This window comes from Paenibacillus phyllosphaerae (genome assembly GCF_014192105.1).
GTDB classification, from domain to species: Bacteria; Bacillota; Bacilli; order Paenibacillales; family Paenibacillaceae; genus Paenibacillus_Z; species Paenibacillus_Z phyllosphaerae.
In genome coordinates this window covers 117,074-137,798 of the sequence record NZ_JACHXK010000013.1, presented here as the reverse complement: position 1 = coordinate 137,798, position 20,725 = coordinate 117,074, and the positions used below count along the sequence as shown (strand labels likewise).

At 56.8% G+C, this 20,725-nt stretch carries 24 protein-coding genes; 16 read left to right on the top strand and 8 right to left on the bottom strand.

Annotation, left to right across the window (positions count from 1 at the left end):
* Nucleotides 1–24: 24 nt before the first annotated feature.
* Nucleotides 25–816 carry an AraC family transcriptional regulator gene (locus tag FHS18_RS23170; RefSeq protein WP_183602753.1) on the bottom strand — a complete coding sequence of 264 codons (792 nt, stop codon included), beginning with the start codon at nucleotides 814–816 and terminating at the stop codon, nucleotides 25–27.
* Between the two features lie 136 nt (nucleotides 817–952).
* On the opposite strand from FHS18_RS23170, the gene pyk reads away from it, so the two are divergent.
* The 3 genes from pyk to FHS18_RS23155 all read left to right on the top strand — a co-directional run bounded on the left by pyk (nucleotide 953) and on the right by FHS18_RS23155 (nucleotide 6,088).
* Nucleotides 953–1,993: a pyruvate kinase gene (gene pyk / locus FHS18_RS23165; protein WP_183602752.1), complete on the top strand. Its 1,041-nt coding sequence runs from the start codon at nucleotides 953–955 to the stop codon at nucleotides 1,991–1,993.
* A gap of 513 nt (nucleotides 1,994–2,506) precedes the next feature.
* Nucleotides 2,507–4,447 carry an ABC-F family ATP-binding cassette domain-containing protein gene (locus FHS18_RS23160; protein ID WP_183602751.1) on the top strand — a complete coding sequence of 647 codons (1,941 nt, stop codon included), beginning with the start codon at nucleotides 2,507–2,509 and terminating at the stop codon, nucleotides 4,445–4,447.
* Nucleotides 4,448–4,780: 333 nt separating this feature from the next.
* A complete protein-coding gene (locus FHS18_RS23155; protein WP_183602750.1) occupies nucleotides 4,781–6,088 on the top strand; it encodes a homocysteine synthase in 1,308 nt (435 codons plus the stop codon).
* Between the two features lie 93 nt (nucleotides 6,089–6,181).
* Here the strand turns inward: FHS18_RS23155 and FHS18_RS23150 are convergent, their stop codons facing one another.
* The 3 genes from FHS18_RS23150 to FHS18_RS23140 all read right to left on the bottom strand — a co-directional run bounded on the left by FHS18_RS23150 (nucleotide 6,182) and on the right by FHS18_RS23140 (nucleotide 8,231).
* Nucleotides 6,182–6,637, bottom strand: coding sequence for a Dps family protein (locus tag FHS18_RS23150; protein WP_183602749.1), 456 nt, complete (start codon nucleotides 6,635–6,637; stop codon nucleotides 6,182–6,184).
* Nucleotides 6,638–6,706: 69 nt separating this feature from the next.
* Nucleotides 6,707–7,687 (bottom strand): NAD(P)/FAD-dependent oxidoreductase, encoded by a 981-nt coding sequence (locus FHS18_RS23145; RefSeq protein WP_281378837.1) that lies wholly within the window; start codon nucleotides 7,685–7,687, stop codon nucleotides 6,707–6,709.
* Nucleotides 7,688–7,829: 142 nt separating this feature from the next.
* Nucleotides 7,830–8,231 (bottom strand): secondary thiamine-phosphate synthase enzyme YjbQ, encoded by a 402-nt coding sequence (locus FHS18_RS23140; RefSeq protein WP_183602747.1) that lies wholly within the window; start codon nucleotides 8,229–8,231, stop codon nucleotides 7,830–7,832.
* Between the two features lie 198 nt (nucleotides 8,232–8,429).
* Between FHS18_RS23140 and galU the strand changes: the two genes are divergently transcribed.
* Both galU and FHS18_RS23130 read left to right on the top strand, forming a co-directional pair.
* The gene (gene galU, locus FHS18_RS23135) at nucleotides 8,430–9,296 is read left to right on the top strand and encodes a UTP--glucose-1-phosphate uridylyltransferase GalU (RefSeq protein WP_183602746.1); all 867 of its coding nucleotides are present in this window, start codon (nucleotides 8,430–8,432) and stop codon (nucleotides 9,294–9,296) included.
* 108 nt (nucleotides 9,297–9,404) lie between these two features.
* A complete protein-coding gene (locus FHS18_RS23130; protein ID WP_183602745.1) occupies nucleotides 9,405–10,523 on the top strand; it encodes a substrate-binding domain-containing protein in 1,119 nt (372 codons plus the stop codon).
* A gap of 117 nt (nucleotides 10,524–10,640) precedes the next feature.
* On the opposite strand, the gene FHS18_RS23125 is transcribed toward FHS18_RS23130, so the two are convergent.
* Both FHS18_RS23125 and FHS18_RS23120 read right to left on the bottom strand, forming a co-directional pair.
* A complete protein-coding gene (locus tag FHS18_RS23125; protein ID WP_183602744.1) occupies nucleotides 10,641–11,063 on the bottom strand; it encodes an SRPBCC family protein in 423 nt (140 codons plus the stop codon).
* Nucleotides 11,064–11,129: 66 nt separating this feature from the next.
* Complete coding sequence (locus FHS18_RS23120) at nucleotides 11,130–11,348, bottom strand: N-acetyltransferase (protein ID WP_183602743.1); 219 nt, start codon at nucleotides 11,346–11,348, stop codon at nucleotides 11,130–11,132.
* An 85-nt stretch (nucleotides 11,349–11,433) separates the two neighbouring features.
* Here FHS18_RS23120 and araD point away from each other — a divergent pair, with 85 nt between their 5' ends.
* Complete coding sequence (araD, locus tag FHS18_RS23115; RefSeq protein ID WP_281378836.1) at nucleotides 11,434–12,129, top strand: L-ribulose-5-phosphate 4-epimerase; 696 nt, start codon at nucleotides 11,434–11,436, stop codon at nucleotides 12,127–12,129.
* Nucleotides 12,130–12,259: 130 nt separating this feature from the next.
* Here araD and FHS18_RS23110 read toward each other — a convergent pair whose 3' ends face one another.
* Nucleotides 12,260–12,625, bottom strand: a complete 366-nt coding sequence (locus tag FHS18_RS23110; protein ID WP_183602742.1) for a hypothetical protein — start codon at nucleotides 12,623–12,625, stop codon at nucleotides 12,260–12,262.
* A gap of 62 nt (nucleotides 12,626–12,687) precedes the next feature.
* On the opposite strand from FHS18_RS23110, the gene FHS18_RS23105 reads away from it, so the two are divergent.
* Both FHS18_RS23105 and FHS18_RS23100 read left to right on the top strand, forming a co-directional pair.
* A complete protein-coding gene (locus FHS18_RS23105; RefSeq protein ID WP_183602741.1) occupies nucleotides 12,688–13,131 on the top strand; it encodes a hypothetical protein in 444 nt (147 codons plus the stop codon).
* A 435-nt stretch (nucleotides 13,132–13,566) separates the two neighbouring features.
* On the top strand, nucleotides 13,567–14,118 hold the full coding sequence (locus tag FHS18_RS23100; RefSeq protein WP_183602740.1) for a guanylate kinase: 552 nt from the start codon (nucleotides 13,567–13,569) through the stop codon (nucleotides 14,116–14,118).
* A gap of 77 nt (nucleotides 14,119–14,195) precedes the next feature.
* Here the strand turns inward: FHS18_RS23100 and FHS18_RS23095 are convergent, their stop codons facing one another.
* On the bottom strand, nucleotides 14,196–14,810 hold the full coding sequence (locus FHS18_RS23095; protein ID WP_183602739.1) for a superoxide dismutase: 615 nt from the start codon (nucleotides 14,808–14,810) through the stop codon (nucleotides 14,196–14,198).
* A gap of 315 nt (nucleotides 14,811–15,125) precedes the next feature.
* Between FHS18_RS23095 and FHS18_RS23090 the strand changes: the two genes are divergently transcribed.
* From FHS18_RS23090 to FHS18_RS34600, 8 genes are all read left to right on the top strand, one after another.
* Nucleotides 15,126–15,671: a general stress protein gene (locus tag FHS18_RS23090; protein ID WP_183602738.1), complete on the top strand. Its 546-nt coding sequence runs from the start codon at nucleotides 15,126–15,128 to the stop codon at nucleotides 15,669–15,671.
* A gap of 31 nt (nucleotides 15,672–15,702) precedes the next feature.
* Entirely contained in the window at nucleotides 15,703–16,110 is a 408-nt protein-coding gene (locus FHS18_RS23085; protein WP_183602737.1) for a DUF2188 domain-containing protein, read from the top strand.
* A 606-nt stretch (nucleotides 16,111–16,716) separates the two neighbouring features.
* A complete protein-coding gene (locus FHS18_RS23080) occupies nucleotides 16,717–17,139 on the top strand; it encodes a GNAT family N-acetyltransferase (protein WP_183602805.1) in 423 nt (140 codons plus the stop codon).
* A 113-nt stretch (nucleotides 17,140–17,252) separates the two neighbouring features.
* Nucleotides 17,253–17,816: a DUF402 domain-containing protein gene (locus tag FHS18_RS23075; RefSeq protein ID WP_183602736.1), complete on the top strand. Its 564-nt coding sequence runs from the start codon at nucleotides 17,253–17,255 to the stop codon at nucleotides 17,814–17,816.
* Nucleotides 17,813–18,457 carry a signal peptidase I gene (gene lepB / locus FHS18_RS23070; RefSeq protein ID WP_183602735.1) on the top strand — a complete coding sequence of 215 codons (645 nt, stop codon included), beginning with the start codon at nucleotides 17,813–17,815 and terminating at the stop codon, nucleotides 18,455–18,457. Before FHS18_RS23075 ends, lepB begins: the two co-directional genes overlap by 4 nt.
* Before the next feature lie 21 nt (nucleotides 18,458–18,478).
* A complete protein-coding gene (gene rnhA / locus FHS18_RS23065) occupies nucleotides 18,479–18,913 on the top strand; it encodes a ribonuclease HI (protein WP_183602734.1) in 435 nt (144 codons plus the stop codon).
* 27 nt (nucleotides 18,914–18,940) lie between these two features.
* Nucleotides 18,941–20,095, top strand: coding sequence for a tRNA epoxyqueuosine(34) reductase QueG (gene queG / locus FHS18_RS23060; protein WP_246427852.1), 1,155 nt, complete (start codon nucleotides 18,941–18,943; stop codon nucleotides 20,093–20,095).
* Between the two features lie 3 nt (nucleotides 20,096–20,098).
* The gene (locus tag FHS18_RS34600) at nucleotides 20,099–20,620 is read left to right on the top strand and encodes a methylated-DNA--[protein]-cysteine S-methyltransferase (protein WP_246427851.1); all 522 of its coding nucleotides are present in this window, start codon (nucleotides 20,099–20,101) and stop codon (nucleotides 20,618–20,620) included.
* The last annotated feature ends 105 nt before the right edge of the window (nucleotides 20,621–20,725 follow it).

The window sequence follows — 20,725 nt, the reverse complement described above, 5'->3', positions numbered from 1 at the left end:
CGTATGAACATGGATTCCTATTCTTTATTCCCGTACGCTGCGTTCGGCAATCAGCTCGGAGGGCAGTCTGCCCACTGTCCGCTTGAAGGTCCGGTTGAAATAGGAGGGATCGCTGTAGCCCAACTGCTCGGAAATCTCCTGCACGGTGAGCTGTGAGTGGCGCAGCAAATATTGGGCGGTCTTCATCCGCTTGCGATGGACGAAATCGCTGATCGTCAGCCCCGTCACCTTCCGGAATAAGCTGGCCGCGTAATTCGGGCTGATGCCGACGTAGCCGCCGAGCTCGTTCTTCGTAATCTTCTCGCGGTAATGGTCGTCGATATAACTCTTCATCCGCTCGGTATGCTGAATAGCGGATGGCGTCTTCTCCCCGACATCCATCTCCCGGTTGATGAGGACAAGCGCCTCGGTCAGCAGGGCGCCGCACAGCACCGAGTAATAAGGGCCGCGCTCGCTCCAATGGTTCACGAGCTGAAGCAGTTTCTCGTCGAGCAGCTCCGGCATATGGGTGGGCCAGAGCAGCGGCGTCTTGCGGGCGAGCAGCGGCAGCAAACCGGAAGCTTCAGCCTGCGACGGACTGAAGCGGACGACGATCGCATCGCGGATCCCGCTGGTGTCGCCTTTCAATTCGAATGCGATCCAGCCCGGGGGGACGAGCATCAGCTCGTTCTTGCGGCATGTGTAGGCTTTGCCAGCGAGCTCAAGGTGAACTTGTCCGAACCGCACCCAGACGAAGGCGTAGCTGTCGCTGCCCAGCCGCCGTCTGTCCTGACGAACGATCCCGCGCTCTTCGCCGATATGAAATATGCTGAACATGGGACTTCCCTCAATTTATCGTCGGACTATAGTATAATTACTGTACTATAGTTCATCGATCTTGACTAGCGCCTCCTGTACAATGGTACTAACGAGCGACAAAGTACGATTGCATTTGACAGGAGTGGACAAAGCGATGAAAAAAACACAAATCGTATGTACGATGGGGCCGGCTTGTTTGTCGGCAGACATGCTGGAGAACATGATCGGAGCAGGCATGAACATCGCAAGGCTGAACCTGGCGCACGGCGAGCTGGATGACCATAAAGAACGGATTGAGATGGTTCGCGCAGCGGCAAGCAAACTGGGCGTGACGATCGAAGTTATGCTTGATATCAAAGGACCTGAGATTCGCACAGGCAACCTGGCAGAGCCGGCATACCAGCTGCAAAGCGGCGAGACGCTGACGCTGACAACCGAGCAGATCGCAGGCACGATCGACCGCATCTCGGTCTCGTATGACCTGTCGAAGGACGTTAAGGTCGGATCCCGCATTATGATTGACGACGGCTTGATCGAGCTGGTCGTAGAGCGTATCGAAGGAACGGACGTTGTATGCAAGATCGTGAACGGCGGCGTGATCAAATCCCGCAAAGGCGTTAACCTCCCAGGCATCCGCACGTCGCTGCCAGGCGTAACCGAGCGTGACAAAATGCATATCGCTTTCGGCATCGAGAACAACGTCGACATGATCGCGATGTCGTTCGTCCGCCGTGCGGAAGATGTGCGCGAAGTGAAGCAGATGCTCGCGGACAAAGGCGCGTCCCATATTAAGGTTATGTCGAAGATAGAGAATCAAGAAGGCCTCGATGAGCTGGAAGCGATCATCGAAGCTTCGGACAGCATCATGGTCGCACGCGGCGACCTCGGCGTCGAGATTCCGATCGAAGACGTACCGGTTGCGCAGAAGCGCATGATTGCAGCATGTAACAAAGCGGGCAAGTTCGTCGTGACCGCGACGCAAATGCTCGAGTCGATGCAAGTGCAGCCTCGCCCGACGCGCGCGGAAGCAGGCGACGTTGCGAACGCGGTATGGGATGGCACGGACGCGGTTATGCTGTCCGGCGAAACAGCCGCAGGGAAGTACCCGCTCGAAGCGGTCCGCACGATGGCGGCAATCGCGATTCGCGCCGAGCAAGAAGTTGCCGCATCGCAGAAACAAGCCGTATTGGCATAATCGGCCTAACCGCCGTTTGAATAAATAGGCAACAGCGCCGCCGGGAGCGAATCCTTGCGGCGCTGTTTTTATTGTGTTTTAAGATTTTGCCTTGGAACGTAAAGCGTGTCCACGAAGTGGACGTCAAGCGAGAGTCAGCACGCGGCTGGCACCAGGCAAGCAACCTACGAGTCACCTCCCCGAGGCACAACGTAACGAACGAAGCTCGAACCCGGAGCTTTGTCCTAGCGGAATCGGCATGTTGAATCGCATGCCGATTCCGTAGGACAAAAGCGAGCCGCCCGCGAAAGGACACATCGAAGACGGCCGCGTTCCGAGTCACGCCGTTTCCGGGTGTCCAGAGGGACGGGGCCCTCTGGTTCCCCTCCGATGGAGGGGGAAGGGGCGAGGATAAAACAAAGGGGTTCAAGGGGCGGAGCCCCTCCCTGTTGCCGGAGGCACCAACATCGGATAAAGTTAAAGAAACGAACAACCTAAGTTCGGTTCATCTCAGGCAGATAGGCGGTAGCGATAATGCACGTGTTAACGGTTGACCATATAACGAAAAGCTATGGCGAGAAGATGCTGTTCGAAGACGTGTCGTTCGGGATTGAGGCGGGCGACAAAATCGGGATTATTGGCGTGAACGGGACAGGCAAGTCCACCTTCATGAAGGTAGTGGCAGGCCTCGAGCCGCCGGATTCCGGACAGATTATGACCGCGAACGGGATCTCGATCCAGCTGCTGGCGCAGGACCCGGTGTTCGATCCGCAGGCGACCGTGCTGGAGCATGTGCTCGGCGGCGATTCCGAGCAGATGAAAGCCGTTCGCGCCTATGCGGAGACGCTGCAGGCGCTGGAGCTGAACCCGAACGATACGGCCACGCAGGAGAGGCTCGTTCGCGCGAATCAGCGCATGGACGAGCTGGATGCGTGGACGATCGAGAGCGAAGCGAAGACGGCGCTGACGAAGCTGGGTATTACGATGTTCGAGGCGAAACTCGGCACGTTGTCCGGCGGCCAGCGCAAGCGCGTGGCGATGGCGGCCGCGCTCATTCAGCCGTCCGATGTATTGCTGCTCGACGAGCCGACGAACCATATCGACAACGAGTCGGTCGCTTGGCTCGAGCAGATGCTGGCCAAGCGTAAGGGCGCGCTGCTGATGATTACCCATGATCGCTATTTCCTCGACCGGGTCAGCAACCGGACGCTGGAGCTCGATCGCGGTCGGGCGCATTTCTACACGGCCAATTACAGCCGATTCCTGGAACTGAAGCTGGAGCGCGAAGAGCGCGAGGCGGCTTCCGAATCAAAGCGGCAGAATCTGTTCCGCAACGAGCTTGCCTGGATGCGCCGCGGCGCGAAAGCCCGGACGACGAAGCAGAAGGCGAGAATCGAGCGCTTCGAGGCGCTGAAGGCGGCTGCGCCGGAGAAGGGAAGCGATAAGCTCGAGATGTCGATCGCCTCAGCGCGCCTCGGCAAGAAGATCGTGGAGATCGAAGAGGTAAGCAAGGCGTTCGAAGGAAGAACCGTCATTCGCGATTTCAGTTATATCGCGGTGCCGGAGGACCGTGTCGGGATCGTCGGCCGCAACGGCCTGGGCAAGTCGACGCTGCTGAAGCTGATCTCCGGCCAGCTGTCGCCGGATGCCGGTCAGGTGGATCTCGGTCCGACCGTACGCCTGGGCGTCTTCTCGCAGGAGCGGGAGGAGATGGACGAGAGCCTGCGCGTCATCGAATATATTCGCGAGGGCGCCGAGCAGATTACGACCGGTGACGGCTCGACCATTTCCGCTTCCCAGATGCTGGAGCGGTTCTTATTCTCGTCGACGCTCCAATGGTCGCCGATCAGCAAGCTTTCCGGCGGCGAGAAGCGCAGGGTACAGCTGTTGCGCGTCCTCATGAACGCGCCGAACGTGCTGCTGCTCGATGAGCCGACGAACGATCTGGACATTCAGACGCTGACGGTGCTCGAGGATTATTTGGACGATTTCCCGGGCGTTGTGTTCGTCGTGTCCCATGACCGGTACTTCCTGGACCGCACGGTCGACCGCATATTCGCCTTCGAAGGAGACGGCGTGATCACCACGCATGTGGGCAATTACAGCGAATATGCCGAGCAGGCCGCTGCATCCAGCGCAGCGTCGGCCAAAGCGCAGGCGGAAGCAAGCAAGCCGCGCACCAACGCGGCAGCTCAGGCGGGGGCGGCTCCGCGGCAGGAGGAGTCTGTTCGTCCGACGAAAATGTCGTATAAAGAGCAGAAGGAATTCGAGACGATCGATGACGTGATCGCGCAGACCGAGGAGACGCTGGGGAACGTGCTGGCGAAGATGGAGGCCGCAGGCAGCGACTCGATGCTGGTCCAACAGCTGGTGGAGGAGCAGCAGCAGCTCGAAGCGAAACTCGAAGAATTGATGGAGCGTTGGGCTTATCTGAACGAGCTGGCGGAGCAGATCGCCGCGAACAAACAGCGCTAACGGGAACGCGGGCCGTACGCATGCGGCCTGTCCCTTTGTGCCCGGGAAGCAGTGGAATACAATGTCAAATTTTCGTTGACGAGAGCCGGAGCTCGTGGTAGGCTTAACAAAACCAAGTATTCCAATGCGATTAACTTAGACACCTAGAGACGCAGACTACTTCTATTAAGCAGTCGTGCGTCTCTTTTTTTTCGCTTCAAGGCCGGGGCGCGGATTTCATACGCTGGCTCGGAATGCTTCGGAAGGGAACGTATTATTGCTCACCAATGCCTCAAGGACGTAAGAAGCCAAGTTCCTTTGCTTTGCCACTATCCTAAGAAAAGAGGAATGACAATGAGTGATCCTAAGAATTATGCCCTTGAGACGCTAGCCGTCCATGCCGGTCAACAGATTGACCCTGCTACGCAATCGAGAGCGGTGCCGATTTACCAGACCACCTCTTATGGTTTCCGCGATACCGACCATGCTGCCGATCTGTTCGCTTTGAAAGAGTTCGGCAATATATATACGCGCATCATGAACCCGACGACCGATGTGTTCGAACAGCGGATTGCCGCGCTGGAGGGAGGCGTAGGCGCGCTTGGCGTCGCTTCCGGCCAAGCCGCGATTACGTTCGCGATCTTGAACATCGCGGAAGCGGGGGACGAGATCGTCGCTTCTTCCACGCTCTACGGCGGCACGTACAATCTGTTCGCGCATTCGCTCCGCAAGCTGGGCATTAAGGTTATTTTCGTCGATTCAAGCAATCCGGAGAACTTCCGCAACGCCATCACGGACAAGACGAAGGCGTTGTACGGCGAGACGATCGGCAATCCGAAGGGCGATGTGCTGGACATTGCGGCGGTCGCGGCGATTGCGCATGAGAACGGCATTCCGCTCATCGTCGACAATACGTTCCCGAGCCCATACTTGCTGCAGCCGATCAAGCATGGCGCGGATATCGTCGTCCATTCCGCGACCAAGTTCATCGGCGGGCACGGTACGTCCATTGGCGGAGTCATCGTCGACGGAGGTAAGTTCGATTGGGAAGCCAGCGGCAAATTCCCAGGTCTGACGGAGCCGGACCCAAGCTACAACGGCGTCGTCTATACCCAGGCCGTTGGCCCGCTTGCCTATATCATCAAAGCGCGGGTGCAGCTCCTTCGCGACCTTGGCGCATCGCTCTCGCCGTTCAATGCCTTCCAGCTGCTGCAAGGTCTGGAGACGCTGCATCTGCGGCTCGAGCGCCACAGCGAGAATGCGATTGAGGTTGCCCATTTTTTGGAGGCGCACGATGCGATCAGCAGCGTCAGCTATCCGGGTCTTCCGAGCCATCCGTCCTACGCGTTGGCGCAGCAATATTTGCCGGATGGACAGGGCGCTATTCTGGCCTTCGAGATCAAGGGCGGCGTCGAAGCCGGCAAGAAGCTGATCCATGCGGTGAAGCTATTCTCGCATCTGGCGAATGTCGGCGATTCCAAGTCGCTGATCATCCATCCGGCGAGCACGACGCATGCGCAGCTGAAGCCGGACGAACAGCTTGCGGCTGGCGTCACGCCAGGACTTATCCGCCTGTCGGTCGGTACGGAGAATATCCGCGACATTCTGGCCGACCTGGAGCAAGCGATTATCGTGAGCCAACAAGCGCCGCAAACGGTATAAGGAATACAAAGGGCGTTCCCCTCTGCCATGTGAGGCAGAGAGGAACGCCCTATATTCATTCATCCGTCTTCCTAATCGCCCGCGTGCCTTAACTTAACGGCCGTTGAAAGCTTTCAGCATCCACACATGCTTCTCGAGCGTGCTGTGAATGGCGAGCAGCATGTCGGCAGTCGTCTCGTCGTCGGCTTTCTCCGCTTTCTCCATGCCTTCCTTCAGTTCTTCGATCACGGTGCCGAAGTCGTCGATCAGCGAATCGACCATTTGCTCGGCCGATTCGTTGCCCTTCGCTTCTTTGATGCTGGCAGACTCCAGATAGCGGGCCATCGTCGCTTCCGGTTTGCCGCCAATCGCGAGCAGACGCTCAGCCAGCTCGTCGACGTGGAGGGCAGCCTCTTCGTAGAACTCCTGGAATTTCACATGCAGGGTGAAGAATTGCGAGCCTTTGACATACCAGTGGAAGTTATGAAGCTTGACGTAGAGAACGCTCCAGTTCGAGACCTGTTTGTTCAGAATATCTTGAACGGTTTTAGTTGCTGCTGCAGTTGCCATTGTACAACACTCCTCATCAATATGGTTTGTCTACTCTTACTTAAACCTGTCCTTCTCCAGTTGAATCCATCATGCGGCAGGGGATAGCGCGGCCAAAAAATGCTCGCAATCCAGGGCGGCAATGCAGCCGCTGCCGGCTGCGTCGATTCCTTCCGAACTTAAGCGGTCTTGCACATCCCCGCAGGCGAACACGCCAGGGATGCTCGTTGCGCTTGTGCCGGGTACAACCTTGATCCGGCCTTGATCATCCCGTTCGGGTTCCCAGCCCAAGGGGCAGCTTGCGGCAGGGCCATGAGCGACGAGAATGCCGTCAGGGTCAAGCAGTTGATCTACGCCCGTCGTATTGACGGCGACCTTCAGCCCATGAAGGCCAATCTCGCCGGGGATGACCTCGATCGGCCTCACGTCCATCGTCCACTTAATGTTCGGATTAGCGCGTGCGCGTTCCTGCATCAGTTGTCGCGTGCGATGCTCCATCCGTCGATGGATGAGTCTTGCCTCGGAGGCAAAAGGGGTGAAGAAAATAGCTTCTTCGGTAGCCGATTCGTTGCCGTCGATCTCGATCAGCTTACGGCCTTGAACGAAGAAACCGTCGCGGGTGCTGGCATGACTGACGCTATGCCCCGCGTTCTCCCGTTCGCCAGGGATACCCATATATTTTGCAGAAGCGCCGGTAGATATGATAAGGGATCGGGCAGAAATAATCTCGCCGCTTGACAGCGTCAGAATGAACGGTTGCTGCTGCAGTCGTGCCTGCTCCACGGTGCCGGATATGAAGCGTGCCCCATACCGGGACGCTTGATGGCGCATAGCGGCTATTGGATCGGATTCAAGCCCTTCGATAGGGAGTTGCTGGGCCGCTGTTATCGCATGAGTGCCAGGTGGCGAACCATCGATGACGAGCGGCTTATAGCCAGCTCGGGCAAGGTAGATCGCAGCGGTCAATCCCGAAGGGCCGGAACCGACGATGATGATGTCTTCCATTGCAGCTGACCTCCAATCAGGAATAACTTCTAAATTAAAATTATTATAAATAAGTAAAAATGTCAATGATAAAAATCACATAAAAATGCCCTGCTCGTATCTACCTTGTTAAACCGATGTATAAACATCAGCGGCAAATACGAGCAGGGCAATGTGATTGGGGCTGACAACCTTCAAGTCATAAGGCGCCATCCTCGGGGGCGCTTCATTAACCGCGCATTAGCTTCACGTGATATTCGCGGTTGCGCGGTCCGTCGAACTCGCAGAAGTAAATCCCTTGCCAGCGGCCGAGCAGCAGCTTGCCGCCTTGAATGATGACGGTCTGGGACGAGCCGGTCGTGATCGCCTTCAGATGGGAGGCGGTGTTCCCTTCGGCATGACGGTATTTGGGATGCTCCCAAGGATATACCTCATCGAGCCGCATCAGGACATCATGTTTCACGTCCGGATCCGCATTCTCCTGGATCGTGATCCCGCCTGTCGTGTGCGGACAGTAGATGACTGCCAAGCCTTCCTGCACGTTCTCCTTCTGAACCACGGAAGCTACCTCGCGCGTAATATCGATCATTTCGTCATGGCGGGTTGTACGCAGCGTCTTGGTCACAAGCATGGAAAGCACACTCCTTTACCTGATCTTGGGGCTTTTACCGTTCAAGTGTGTCATGCGCGGCATGGTCAAGTCAAATGGGCAGGAACGAAAGAAGGTGGAATCCAATACTTGTAAAGCGTATGATAGTGGAGAAGGACAAGCTTTCATCCATTATTCTCGTTTATCGGATTAAATTGACGATCAAGAGGGGGATGCCTAATGTCACAACGTGTACGCAAAGCCATCATTCCTGCAGGAGGACTCGGCACGCGGTTCCTGCCGGCCACGAAGGCGCAGCCGAAGGAAATGCTGCCGCTCATCGATAAGCCTGCGATTCAATATATTGTCGAGGAAGCGGTTGCTTCCGGCATTGAACAGATTCTAATCGTATCGGGGCGGAATAAACGGGCGATCGAGGATCATTTTGACAAGTCGTATGAACTGGAAGCGGAGCTTGAAGCCCATGGCAAGCAAGAGATGCTCGAGCTGGTCCGGGGAATCTCGCATATGGCCGACATCTTCTACATTCGTCAGCGGGAGCCGCTGGGACTCGGGCATGCGGTGCTCAGCGCGCGAAGCTTCGTCGAGAATGAGCCGTTCGCCGTGCTGCTCGGCGATGATATTCTGCGGGCGGAGCAGCCTTGCCTCCGGTCGATGATCGACCGCTATGATGAAACGCAGGCTTCGGTCATTGCGGTGATGGAAGTGCCTTGGGATCAGACGCATAAATACGGGATCGTCGATCTCGAGCCGAATAATCCGTCCCGCATTCGCAGTCTCGTCGAGAAGCCGGCCGAAGGCGAAGCGCCGTCGAATCTGGCGGTGGTGGGCCGATATGTGCTCTCGCCGGCGATATTTGACCTGTTAGAGCAGGCAACGCCCGGCAAAGGCGGGGAGATTCAGCTGACGGACAGTCTGCAGCGTCTCTGTACGAGTGAACCTCTCCTGGCTTACCCGTTCACCGGCACGCGGTATGACGTCGGCGACAAGCTGAGCTTCGTTCAGGCGACGATCGATCTCGCCCTTACGCGGGCGGACCTGGCCGATGATGTCCGGGCTTATATGATTGAACGGTTGAAGCGTTAGGATAAGGGCCGCGATCGGATTCCGAACTATTATGTACGTACAAGTGGGCGCCGTGCTATACTTACAGCATACAAGTTGGACCAACGTGGAATAGTGAGGTGCCCCGAAGTGAAAGAACAGTCTCCACCCAAATATATACAGCTGAAGGAGCAGATCGTCTCCTGGATTGCGACCGCGCAGTTCAAGGCGCACGATAAGCTGCCGTCGGAGAACGAAATCGCGGCCCGTTTCGCGATGAGCCGCCAGACGGTCCGTCAGGCGCTGGGCGATCTGGAGAGCGAGGGTTGGCTATACCGCGCGCAGGGCAAGGGCACATTCGTCGCCGATACGGCCCAGCCTGTCAACAAGCCGGCGGCGCAGGGGCTTAAGGTCGGCCTGATTACGACCCATATCTCGGATTATATCTTCCCTACCATCGTCCGCGGGGTCGAATCGGCGCTGCGGCTGCAGGGCGCGGGCCTCTTGCTGGCGAGCACGGACAACGAGAAGGAGAAGGAACGGGAAAGCCTCGAGTCGATGCTGCTTCAGCAGCTGGACGGGCTTATTATCGAGCCGACGAAGAGCGCGGAGGGCAATCCGAACTTCGATTATTTTCTCGCCCTCGAAGCGCGCGGCATTCCTTATGTCATGCTCAATGAGCGCTACAGCGATGTCGATGCGCCTTGCCTGAAGGTCGATGATGAGCTGGGCGGGTATCGGGCGGCCGAGCACCTGATCGATCTGGGGCATCGGCGGATCGCCGGCTTCTTCAAGACGGACGACTTCCAAGGCGTCTATCGGATGCGCGGATTCATGCGGGCGCTGCGCGAGCGCCAGCTGCAGCTTGAGCCTGGTCAGTTGGTCCGCTATTCGACGGAAGAGAAGGGGAGTAAGCCGCTGGACGCGCTTGAGAAGCTGCTGGCGATGGACTCTTCGGCTAGACCGACGGCGCTGGTCTGCTACAACGACGAGATGGCCGTACGGCTGCTCGACGTCGTGCGCCGCAGCGGGCTGTCCGTGCCGGGCGACCTGTCCATCGTCGGATTCGATGACTCGACCTTGGCGACGGCGACCGAGGTGAAGCTGACCACGATCGAGCACCCGAAGACGAGAATGGGCGAGGATGCGGTAGCGGCACTGATGCAGCTGCTGGAGCGGCGCGACCGGCGAGCGGGCCATGCGGACCGCGTCTATGAGCCGACGATCGTGGTCAGGGACTCGACCGGGCAAGCGCCTACGGGAGAATAGCCGGCAGGATCGGTTGGCCGCAAGAATAAGACAACGGCAGACATGTAAGCGATTGGATTCGCTTGCAAGTCTGCCGTTTTTTATGGCTGGTATGTAGGTTTTTAACTCGCTCAAAGACTACCCCTTCACCAAGGACGCCCGCAGTACCGCTCCATATTCCAGATACCCCTTCAGGCAGGTTAAGGCATATACCCAGCCTTCCTTGTTGTCAATTAGCTGGGCAAGCAGGTCTGGATCGTCCTCCTTGAAGCCTTCTTCCGTCACCTCGACAACGGTAGCGGCGCCGGATTCCCGAAGATCAATGGTGACGGTATGTCCATCGCCCCATGTGAAGACGATCTTGCGGTCAGGTACGATCTGCTGCACCTCGATCTGGCCTTCCGCCCCATATTCCTCGTAACGGATCGTCACGATAGCGCCTTGCTCCCATCGCTGCGAGCTGGAGGAGAACCAGAAGCCTCCGATTTGGACCGGATCCACGAACGCCTCGAATATATCATGGGCCGGTTTGTTAATCGACATTGCGGTCACATTGTTCATTGACTTGTATCCTCCTTAGAATGTATACCTCATGACAAGCTCTCGTCCGCATCGGCCTTCATGCTGCTATCCGCTGTAGCGGAAGCCGAATTGCTCATATAGCCGGATCGCCCGCTCGCTGCCAGCATGGACCGACAGTACAACGTCCTCGATCTGCGGGAAATGGCCGCTCGGGCGAATATAGAAGGACAAGCCATCGGGGGCATTCGCCACAAGTTTACCATAATTCGCGAGGCGGCTGCTGGCCGAATCGGATGCCATCGACAGGAAAATAACAGATGACACACTTGTACGTACAAGTTATAATAAAGTCATCTTTTTACTAAGCGAATAGGTCCGTGCAAGTGGCGGGATAAGGAGGAGAATCTGCATGCTGGAATCGTTGAAGCAAGCGGTATGGGAAGCGAATATGGATCTTCCCAAGTATGGTCTTGTGACCTTCACATGGGGGAATGTTAGCGGCATTGACCGTGAGAGCGGCCTGGTTGTCATTAAGCCGAGCGGCGTGCCTTATGAAGAGCTTCGCCCGGAACAAATGGTTGTCGTAGATCTGGAAGGCAACGTCGTCGAGGGCAATCTTCGCCCGTCGTCGGATACGCCGACGCATGTGGCGTTGTACCGGGCTTTCGAAGGCATCGGCGGCATCGTGCATACGCACTCGCCTTGGGCGACGAGCTGGGCGCAAGCCGGCCGCAGCATTCCTGCGCTGGGCACGACGCACGGCGACTATTTCTACGGCGAGATTCCTTGTACGCGCGCCATGACGGAAGAAGAGATCAAGGGCGCTTACGAGCTGGAGACGGGCAATGTCATTATCGAGACGTTCGTGAAGGGCGAGATCGATCCGACGATGGTACCTGCGGTGTTGGTGAACAGCCACGCGCCGTTCGTATGGGGCAAGGACGCGCATAATGCGGTGCACAACGCGGTCGTCGTCGAAGAAGTCGCGAAGATGGGCGTTCATACTTTCGCGCTCAACCCGAACGTGCAGCCGATGGATCAGCATCTATTGGACCGCCATTATCTGCGCAAGCACGGGAAGAATGCGTACTACGGGCAAAAATAAATCCGAATAGAGGAAAATGGAAGCAAGCGGTCCACTATTCCAACACAACAAGCCCCTCCGGCTCATCAAAGCGGAGGGGCTTGTTGTTGTTCGCTGGCCGGCGCGCGGCAAGCGAATGATTTGTTTGCCGTTATTCGTTGCCTGTCGGCAGATCCTCATCCTGACGGTACTCGCCATACCCGAACGAAGGCGCTGCAGGGAATCCAGGCTGCGTATTATGGAATGCTGGGGCAGTCGCTTCATCTTCGCGCGGGCCTACGCCGGAGAGGAAGAGTTCGAGCGCGACGACATCGTTCGGCTGAAGCGGGAAGTTAATGAGCGAATGCGGGATGCGCCGTCCGTTCAGCAGCAGGGCGTAGTTGACGCCGCCGCCGATCGCAACGCCGTCTACGGCAATGACTTGGCCGCTAGGTCCGAAGCGTACATTGCCCGTGGAAGCGAGCGCCTGATAGATCGTAATTCCAGGGTAGAAGCGAATTTGGTACGAATTCGTCACCCAAGGGAAGGCAATGCCGCCATTAAGGACGACGGTTACAAAGCGTGGCAGCGGAGACGGGATTGGAATCGGCAGCGGGAACGGGAACGGCCCTGGTCCTGGGAACGGTGGCGGGAATGGCCCAGGCCCCGGGAATGGTGGTGGCGGGAATGGCCCAGGTCCCGGGAATGGCGGTGGCGGGAATGGCCCAGGTCCTGGGAATGGAGGCGGCGGGAACGGCCCTGGCCCAGGATGCGGCCCTGGAGGCGGCGGGAATGGCCCTGGCCCAGGATGCGGCCCTGGAGGCGGCGGGAATGGCCCTGGCCCAGGATGCGGCCCTGGCGGTGGTGGGAATGGCCCTGGACCTGGGTGCGGCCCTGGCGGTGGCGGGAATGGCCCTGGACCTGGGTGCGGCCCTGGCGGCGGGAATAGACCTCCTCCATGGAGCGGCGGAGGTGGAGGCGGCATCATGCCGCGCGGTTCGCCGCAGCCGCAATCGCTGCCTGCGCGTACCGAAGGCACGCTGACATTACCTTGAGGAGCATAGCCGGAAGCGTATGGATCATACCACATAAGTCGATCTCCTTTTGTTCACACGTAGATGGGGTAACTTCTCACGGTATTGTATGCGGCAGGAGCCTATCCGGTGTTCAATTTGCATGAACTTCACGCTGGAGGCAGATGGATAAGGTTGTTAACGTTCGGGAAATACTGGCATGGAGGTTACTAAGAAGGCGGGTAATAGCGGTGGAAGCCTTGCGGGGCAAAGGATTGAGTGACTTGCGAATGCCTGCAGAAAAAATTACCGGAACATTGCCGTAAGCCGCGCCGTACAGGAAAAACGAGAGGCCGTGTTGAATATAATAGGTGTACGGCATTTGTCCATACGTAATAAGACCTCGAGTGACACCCGTAAAATGCTGCAGTTGTTCGAATGGCATATGGCGAAGGGGGCGATTCCTATGGCTGGACCATTTATATTCGTCTTTACAGGTACGAGCGGATCAGGCCGCAAGACGATTGCGCATCGGATCGGAGAAGAGCTTGGCATCGAGCATGTGCTGTCGTATACGACACGTCCGCCGCGTGATACCGAACCGCCGGATCGAGACTACCACTATATTACCCGGGAACGCTTCGAGGCGATGGAAAGATGCGGCGAGTTTGTGGAGACGGCCGTAATCGGCAGAGAGCGGTACGGATTGCGCACCCAGGAGCTGTTCAAGCCGATACAAGAGGGACGGCACGCTTACGTCATCCTTAACAGCGAAGGCGCGTCCATTCTGAAACGCTTGTACGGCGAGCAAGTCGTTCGGCTCTTCCTTTATGTGGACAAACGGACCGTCAAGGAGCGGCTGGAGACGAAAGGGATGCCGGTGGATGTGATCGACCGCTATCTCGGTCTGTATACGGAAGAGGTCGTCTACCGTAAGCAGTGCGAGCACGTGATCGAGAATATGACCATGAATCGCTCGTTGGAACAGATTCGCACGGCTATTCAATCTCATTTATAACCGAAAAACGAATACACGAAACACCCCCGTAAAGCCAAGGCTCTACGGGGGTGTTTCTCGTCATAGGCAAGCGCGAATTACTTCACGGCCGCTTCGTAACGTTTGCTAACTTCAGCCCAGTTCACAACGTTCCAGAACGCTGCGATGTAGTCAGGGCGTTTGTTCTGATAGTTCAGGTAGTAAGCGTGCTCCCAAACGTCCAGACCAAGAAGCGGAGTTTCGCCTTCCATGATCGGGCTGTCTTGGTTAGGCAGGCTGTATACTTTCAGCTTGCCTTCTTTAGTAGCCGCCAGGAACGCCCAGCCGCTGCCGAAACGAGTTGCCGCTGCTTTAGCGAAGTCAGCTTTGAACTGGTCGAAGCCGCCTAGCTCGCTGTCGATTGCCGCTGCAAGAGCGCCAGTTGGTGCGCCGCCTGCGTTCGGGCCGATTGTTTCCCAGAACAGGGTGTGGTTCGCGTGGCCGCCGCCGTTGTTGCGAACAGCTGTGCGGATCGCTTCAGGAACGCTGTTCAGGTCAGCGATCAGATCTTCTACGGACTTCTCTTGCAGTTCTGGAGCGGACTCCAGCGCAGCGTTCAGGTTCGTCACGTATGCGTTATGGTGACGATCGTGGTGGATCTCCATTGTCAGAGCGTCGATATGCGGCTCAAGCGCATTGTTAGCGTAAGGCAGTGCAGGCAATTGATGTGCCATTGTGGACAACCTCCTAAATTGTATGTATGGATTCATTTCCCATTATCACTGATTTACCATAATAAATCAACGTTTATGTTGCGAAAGTCGGCCGCCGCAAAGAATCCTCATGTAGCGTATCCAGCACCTGTCATTTTATGCGGATATGGACAAGCACATCTATTTAACCGTACCGGAACAAGCGTGAATCAACAAGCGTCTTGCGGCTTATACGCTTACGAAATTCGTCGATTCAAGCGGCGGATTAGGTGGTAAAGGATGACGAACAAACATGCTTGTCCCGCATCGCCGGGAGAGGCCAAGGAGGGAATTATCATGGAGAACAATCGCAAAATCGTTGGAGTATTCGACAACTACCAAGGCGCAATCGACGCAATCGAGGATCTGAAGCGCAAAGGTTATACGACGGAGGAGATCTCGGTCGTGGCTAAGGATCGCGACGATGTGAAGGAGGTTACCGACGATACCGGTACCAAGGCGCCGGAAGGGCTGGCTACGGGCGCGGCGACAGGCGGCGTTCTTGGCGGCGTAACGGGCCTCTTGGCAGGTCTCGGCGCGCTTGCGATTCCCGGTATTGGCCCGATTCTGGCCGCGGGTCCGATCGCAGCCACGTTGACCGGTCTGGCCGTCGGTGCCGGCGCAGGCGGGCTGGTAGGCGGCCTGATCGGCCTGGGCATTCCAGAGGATGAGGCCAAACGATACGAGGACGACATCCGTGATGGCCGCATTCTGGTGCTGGTCGATGCGGACGCCAAACGGGACCATGACGCTTACACCACATTCCGACAATACAATTCGGCGAACGCGGATCTCTATGATACGCGCGATACGACAAGCATCCCGTCCAACCGCGCTTACTAATCGTATCGCGACAAGAGAGGAGGGGACGGTTATGCCTTGGCGCAAAGGGGATTACCCGCCTTCTCTGAAAAACTTCGATACCCGCGTGCGGGACAAGGCAGTCGAGATCGCCAATGCTCTTCTGCGGGACGGCTATGATGAAGGCCGGGCTATTGCCATTGCGACGGCCCAAGCCAAGGAATGGGATGAGAACCATCCGGAGCTGGGCTTGGAGCGCGAACCGCCACGCAGTAGGCATGAAGCGAAGCGGGCGACGCTTCACGTCGTGCCTGCTGAAGGCGATTGGGCGGTCAAATGGGCCGGTGACGATGAACCGATCGACGTCTCGGACAGCAAAGCGGAAGCGATTAAACAGGCTAGGCCGATTGCCGAAGAGCAAGAGGCGAGGACGGTCATCCATCGCCGTAACGGTACCATTGAGCGCTCGGTTAATCCGTAGCGACGTTAAGTAAGCCTTATTTATTCCTATAGTAAAAAGGCGATGAGTATTGGAAGTGAAGCTCTGCAATTGCTGCAGGGCTTCCTTTTCTGTGCAGCGAAAAGTTCGGTACCCTTGCTCGTTCACAAAATAAACGAATAGTTCATGAATACATGACATAAGTGTAAGGGAGGGTTTGGACCCGCTTGCCCGTTCATGTCGCACAGCGGAGGGAGTGTTGGTGATCAAATCTATATGTGTATCATAACGTATACGGTTTATGGATGTTCGTATATGACATGCTTTTGACCTTATACATAACGCATTGCGTCATTCTATTTTGGCAGTGTTCCACAATGGTCTTCTTGGAAATGGTGAGGATGAGACCAATGGCCGTCTTTGGGACGAAATTTCGTTCGACATCGTGAAATCGCGAGAAAAACGACGAAAACGTGACGATAAGCCACAATACACCGTTGTAAGCGCTTTATATGAAGCGTTTTCACCAATATTCAGCGAATTTTGCACTTTTTTTAAGAAATGATAAAGAAATTAGAAGGAATTGATGCCATTTTGTCGTATTATTAATACTATCCAAAACTTTGTTATCGATTGAGAGGTTGAATGATGCACGTTCGTTCCTTCCAACTGTCGGATTATCGGCCTGTGACGCATCTTTTAGAAACAGTCTTATCGGAAGATTGCTATGAGCAAACGATGGAAGCTTTTGCCCGCCAACTGTCCTGGGACAGCGAACTGGTATTGGTAGCCTCCATAGACAACGAAATCATCGGTATGATTATCGGCACGATCGACAACAACAAAGGCTATTACTATCGCGTAGCCGTCCATCCGGACTACCAGCGCCAAGGCATCGGCAAGAAGCTGATCCAGTCGCTGCGCGGCCGGTTCGAGCAGCGTAACGTAGCAAAGATCATGATCACGGCGGACGAGCACAACGAGCCTATTCTCTCGTTGTACGAATCGCTCGGATACGCAGCAACGGACTTCTTCCGTTCTTTCCAGAAGCTCAGCATCGTTGCTGGCTAGGAAGAGGGGAAGCGGCTAGGGCTGCAATTTAACAAGCATATCTGTCAATGCCATTGATTTTGGCGTGCAGATATGCTTTTCTTATAGGTAAGAACTTCTTTGGGAGTTAGCTTATGGAACAATTTCAGCATTGCATCATCAAGAGCTTCAAGCATGACGGCCACCTCCACCGGATGTGGCTGGAGAACTGGCTCGTTCCGGATTCGCTGCTGCTGCCTGAGCATGCGTCGGAATCGATGCGCATTTTCATTAATGAGCAGACCCCGATTCAGGAAGCCGACGGCAAACAATGGATTAGCCGTGTACCAGCGGTTTCTTTTTTTATTCCGGGACAATGGTTCAACGTGGTCGCGTTAATGGAAGAGCATGGCATACGGTACTATTGCAATGTCGCTTCGCCGCCGTTCTTCGGGGAGAACGTGCTGACCTACATCGACTATGATCTCGATGTCATTCTGACGACGGATGGCCGCGTACAGCTGGTGGATCTGGAAGAGTATGAGCAGCATAAGGCGATCTACCATTACTCGGCAGAGGTGGAGCGGAAGGTGCAGGACGGCTTGAAGGCCCTTACGGCCCGAGTCGAACGCAAGGTGCCGCCATTCCACGACGAAGGTGTCGCCCATTACTATGAGGCTTGGCAGAAACAGACAGGCGGGGGGAACCGGCACAAATGACCAACTATCCGGATTCGCAGCAACCAGAAGCCGGCGGGCTGCAGCGCAGCCGACGCTCTAAGAGCGGGCGGCAGCCGAAGGAACCGCGGCAGAAGAAGGAGTCCCGCGAGCTGCCTCGCTGGGCAGCGGAGCTATGGGATTGGGGGCGCACGCTCGTCATCGCGCTCATCGTGGTGGTGTTGCTCCACTTCTTCGTGTTTAACCTGTCGACGGTGGAAGGGCAATCGATGGAGCCGACATTGTATGAAGACGAGTGGCTGTTCGTGAACAAGATATCCTATTTTATTGGCGATCCGAAGCTGGGCGACGTCATTATTCTGAAGGATCCGACCGGCCGCGACCCGAAGAAGGAGTTCCTGGTCAAACGGATCGTCGGGATGCCAGGAGATACCATTGAGGTCAAGAGCGGCGAGCTGTATCGTAATGGTGAGCATATTATTGAAGCTTACACGGATACGGTGATCGAGGATCTGGATTACGGCCCTTACACGATCGAAGCGGGCAAGTATTTTGTCATGGGCGATAACCGTCATGCCCGCGCAAGTCTGGACAGCCGCGCATTCGGGACGGTCGACCGCGATCTGATCCAGGGCCGGGCCGACTTTATACTGTGGCCGATTACCAAACTGGACGCATTGTAAGGAAGAGCGGAGTGACATGCAGTGAAGGAAGTTATGATCTATACCGATGGCGCGTGCTCCGGCAACCCCGGTCCGGGGGGCTGGGGCGCTGTGCTTTTTTATGGGGAGCACAAGAAGGAAATTTCCGGCGGAGAGAATCCGTCGACGAATAACCGGATGGAGATTAAGGCCGTTATCGAAGCGCTGCAGCTGCTCAAGGAGCCATGCAAGGCCGTCGTCTACAGCGACTCGGCCTATGTCGTGAACTGCTTCCAGAATAACTGGATCCGCGGCTGGCTGCGCAACGGCTGGAAGAACAGCAAAGGCCAACCGGTCGAGAATCAAGATCTATGGCAGACGTTGTGGGCGCTGATGCAGAAGCACGCGGTTACCTATGTGAAGGTTAAGGGACATAGCGATAATCAGTGGAATAACCGCTGCGATGAGCTGGCGCGCGCTGCGATTAAGCGGCTGTAGCTGCTGTGAAGCCCGGAGGATCAATAGATGGTAACGATAACATCATGGGATAAGCTGAAGGAAGAGATGAAGGCGGCTGCGGCGGAACTTGGCATCGACAAGATCGGCGTAGCTGCCGCTGACCCGTTCAAGGAATTGAAAGCGAGGCTCATCCGGCATCGCGAGCTGGGGCGCGAATCGGGCTTCGAAGAGAAGGATCTCGACAAACGAACCGAGCCGGCGCTGCTGTTCGATGATCCGCAGTCGATCATCGCGATTGCGATTGCCTATCCGTCCAAAATGGCGAATCCGCCGAAATCCGAGCCCGGCGAACGCCGGGGGATACTGGCGCGCTCGGCATGGGGGCTGGATTATCATGTCGTGCTGCGCGACCGGTTGGCCAAGCTGGAGGCTTGGCTGGCCGCGCGCGTGCCGGGCTTCCGCGCGGAGAGCATGGTCGATACGGGAGCTCTCGTCGACCGGGCGGTGGCGGAGCGTGCAGGCATCGGCTGGAGCGCCAAGAACTGCTCCATTATTACGCCGGAATGGGGATCATGGGTTTATCTGGGCGAGATGATTACGAATCTGCCGCTTCCGCCGGACCGGCCGGTTACGGAAAGCTGCGGCGAATGCAACGCCTGTATCGACGCCTGCCCGACGGGTGCGCTTGTTGGTCCCGGTCAGCTCGATGCGCAGCGGTGCATCTCGTTCGTGACGCAGACCAAAGGTATCGTATCCGAGGAGTTCATGACCAAGATCGGCAACCGGTTGTACGGCTGCGATACGTGCCAGGTCGTATGCCCGGAGAACAAGGGCAAGAACTGGACGCACCAGCCCGAACTGCAGCCTGATCCGGAGCTGGCGAAGCCGCTCTTGCTGCCGCTGCTCAAGATGGGCAACCGGGAGTTCAAGGACGTGTACGGCAAGAGCTCTTCGGCCTGGCGTGGACGCAAGCCGATTCAGCGCAATGCGGTTATTGCGCTCGGCAACTTCAAGGACCGGGATTCCGTGCCTGCGGTGGCCGACGTCCTGCGTACCGATCCGCGGTTCGAGCTGCGCGCCACGGCAGCCTGGTCGCTCGGCAAGATCGGAGGCGACGCGGCCGTTACCGCGCTGCGGGAAGCGAGGGAGCGCGAACAGGACGAGCAGGTCCAAGAAGCTATCGGCAAGGCGCTTGCGCGGCTGATCGAGAAGGAGGCTTAAGGCATGAGCACCACAATCTACTGGGATGAGATGGATTCGCCGATTGGACCGCTCGTGCTGGCAGCGACCGATGACGGCTTGTGCCATGTCGACTTCGGCCGCTTCGCCGATCAGAGCGCGCCATTGACGGCGTGGGCGAAGCGCTATCGGGGACCGGCGGAGTGGAGCAATGCTCCGACGCAGCTGCATATCGCGGAGGCGAGAAGGCAGCTCGGCGAATTTTTTGCCGGAGAACGGCAGGCATTCGAGCTGCCCCTGGATCTATGGGGAACGGACTTTCAGAAGAAAGTGTGGAAGGCGCTTACGGAGGTGCCTTTCGGGCAAGTATGTTCCTATAAGGACATCGCGGAGGCGATCGGGCAGCCCAAGGCGGTTCGGGCCGTCGGCGGCGCGAATAACCGCAATCCGATCCCGGTCATCGTCCCGTGCCACCGCATCATCGGCGCATCAGGCGCCCTGGTCGGCTATGGCGGGGGATTGCCGATTAAGACCTATCTGCTGCAGCTGGAGGGCAGGCGTCCGTGAACGCTGCCTGCGGCCGCCGGATCGGTTGCCCGAACGCTTAGGGACATGCTATGATAAGGTGCAAAGTTGGGACCAATGAAACTAATGATAAGGTATGGTGAACGC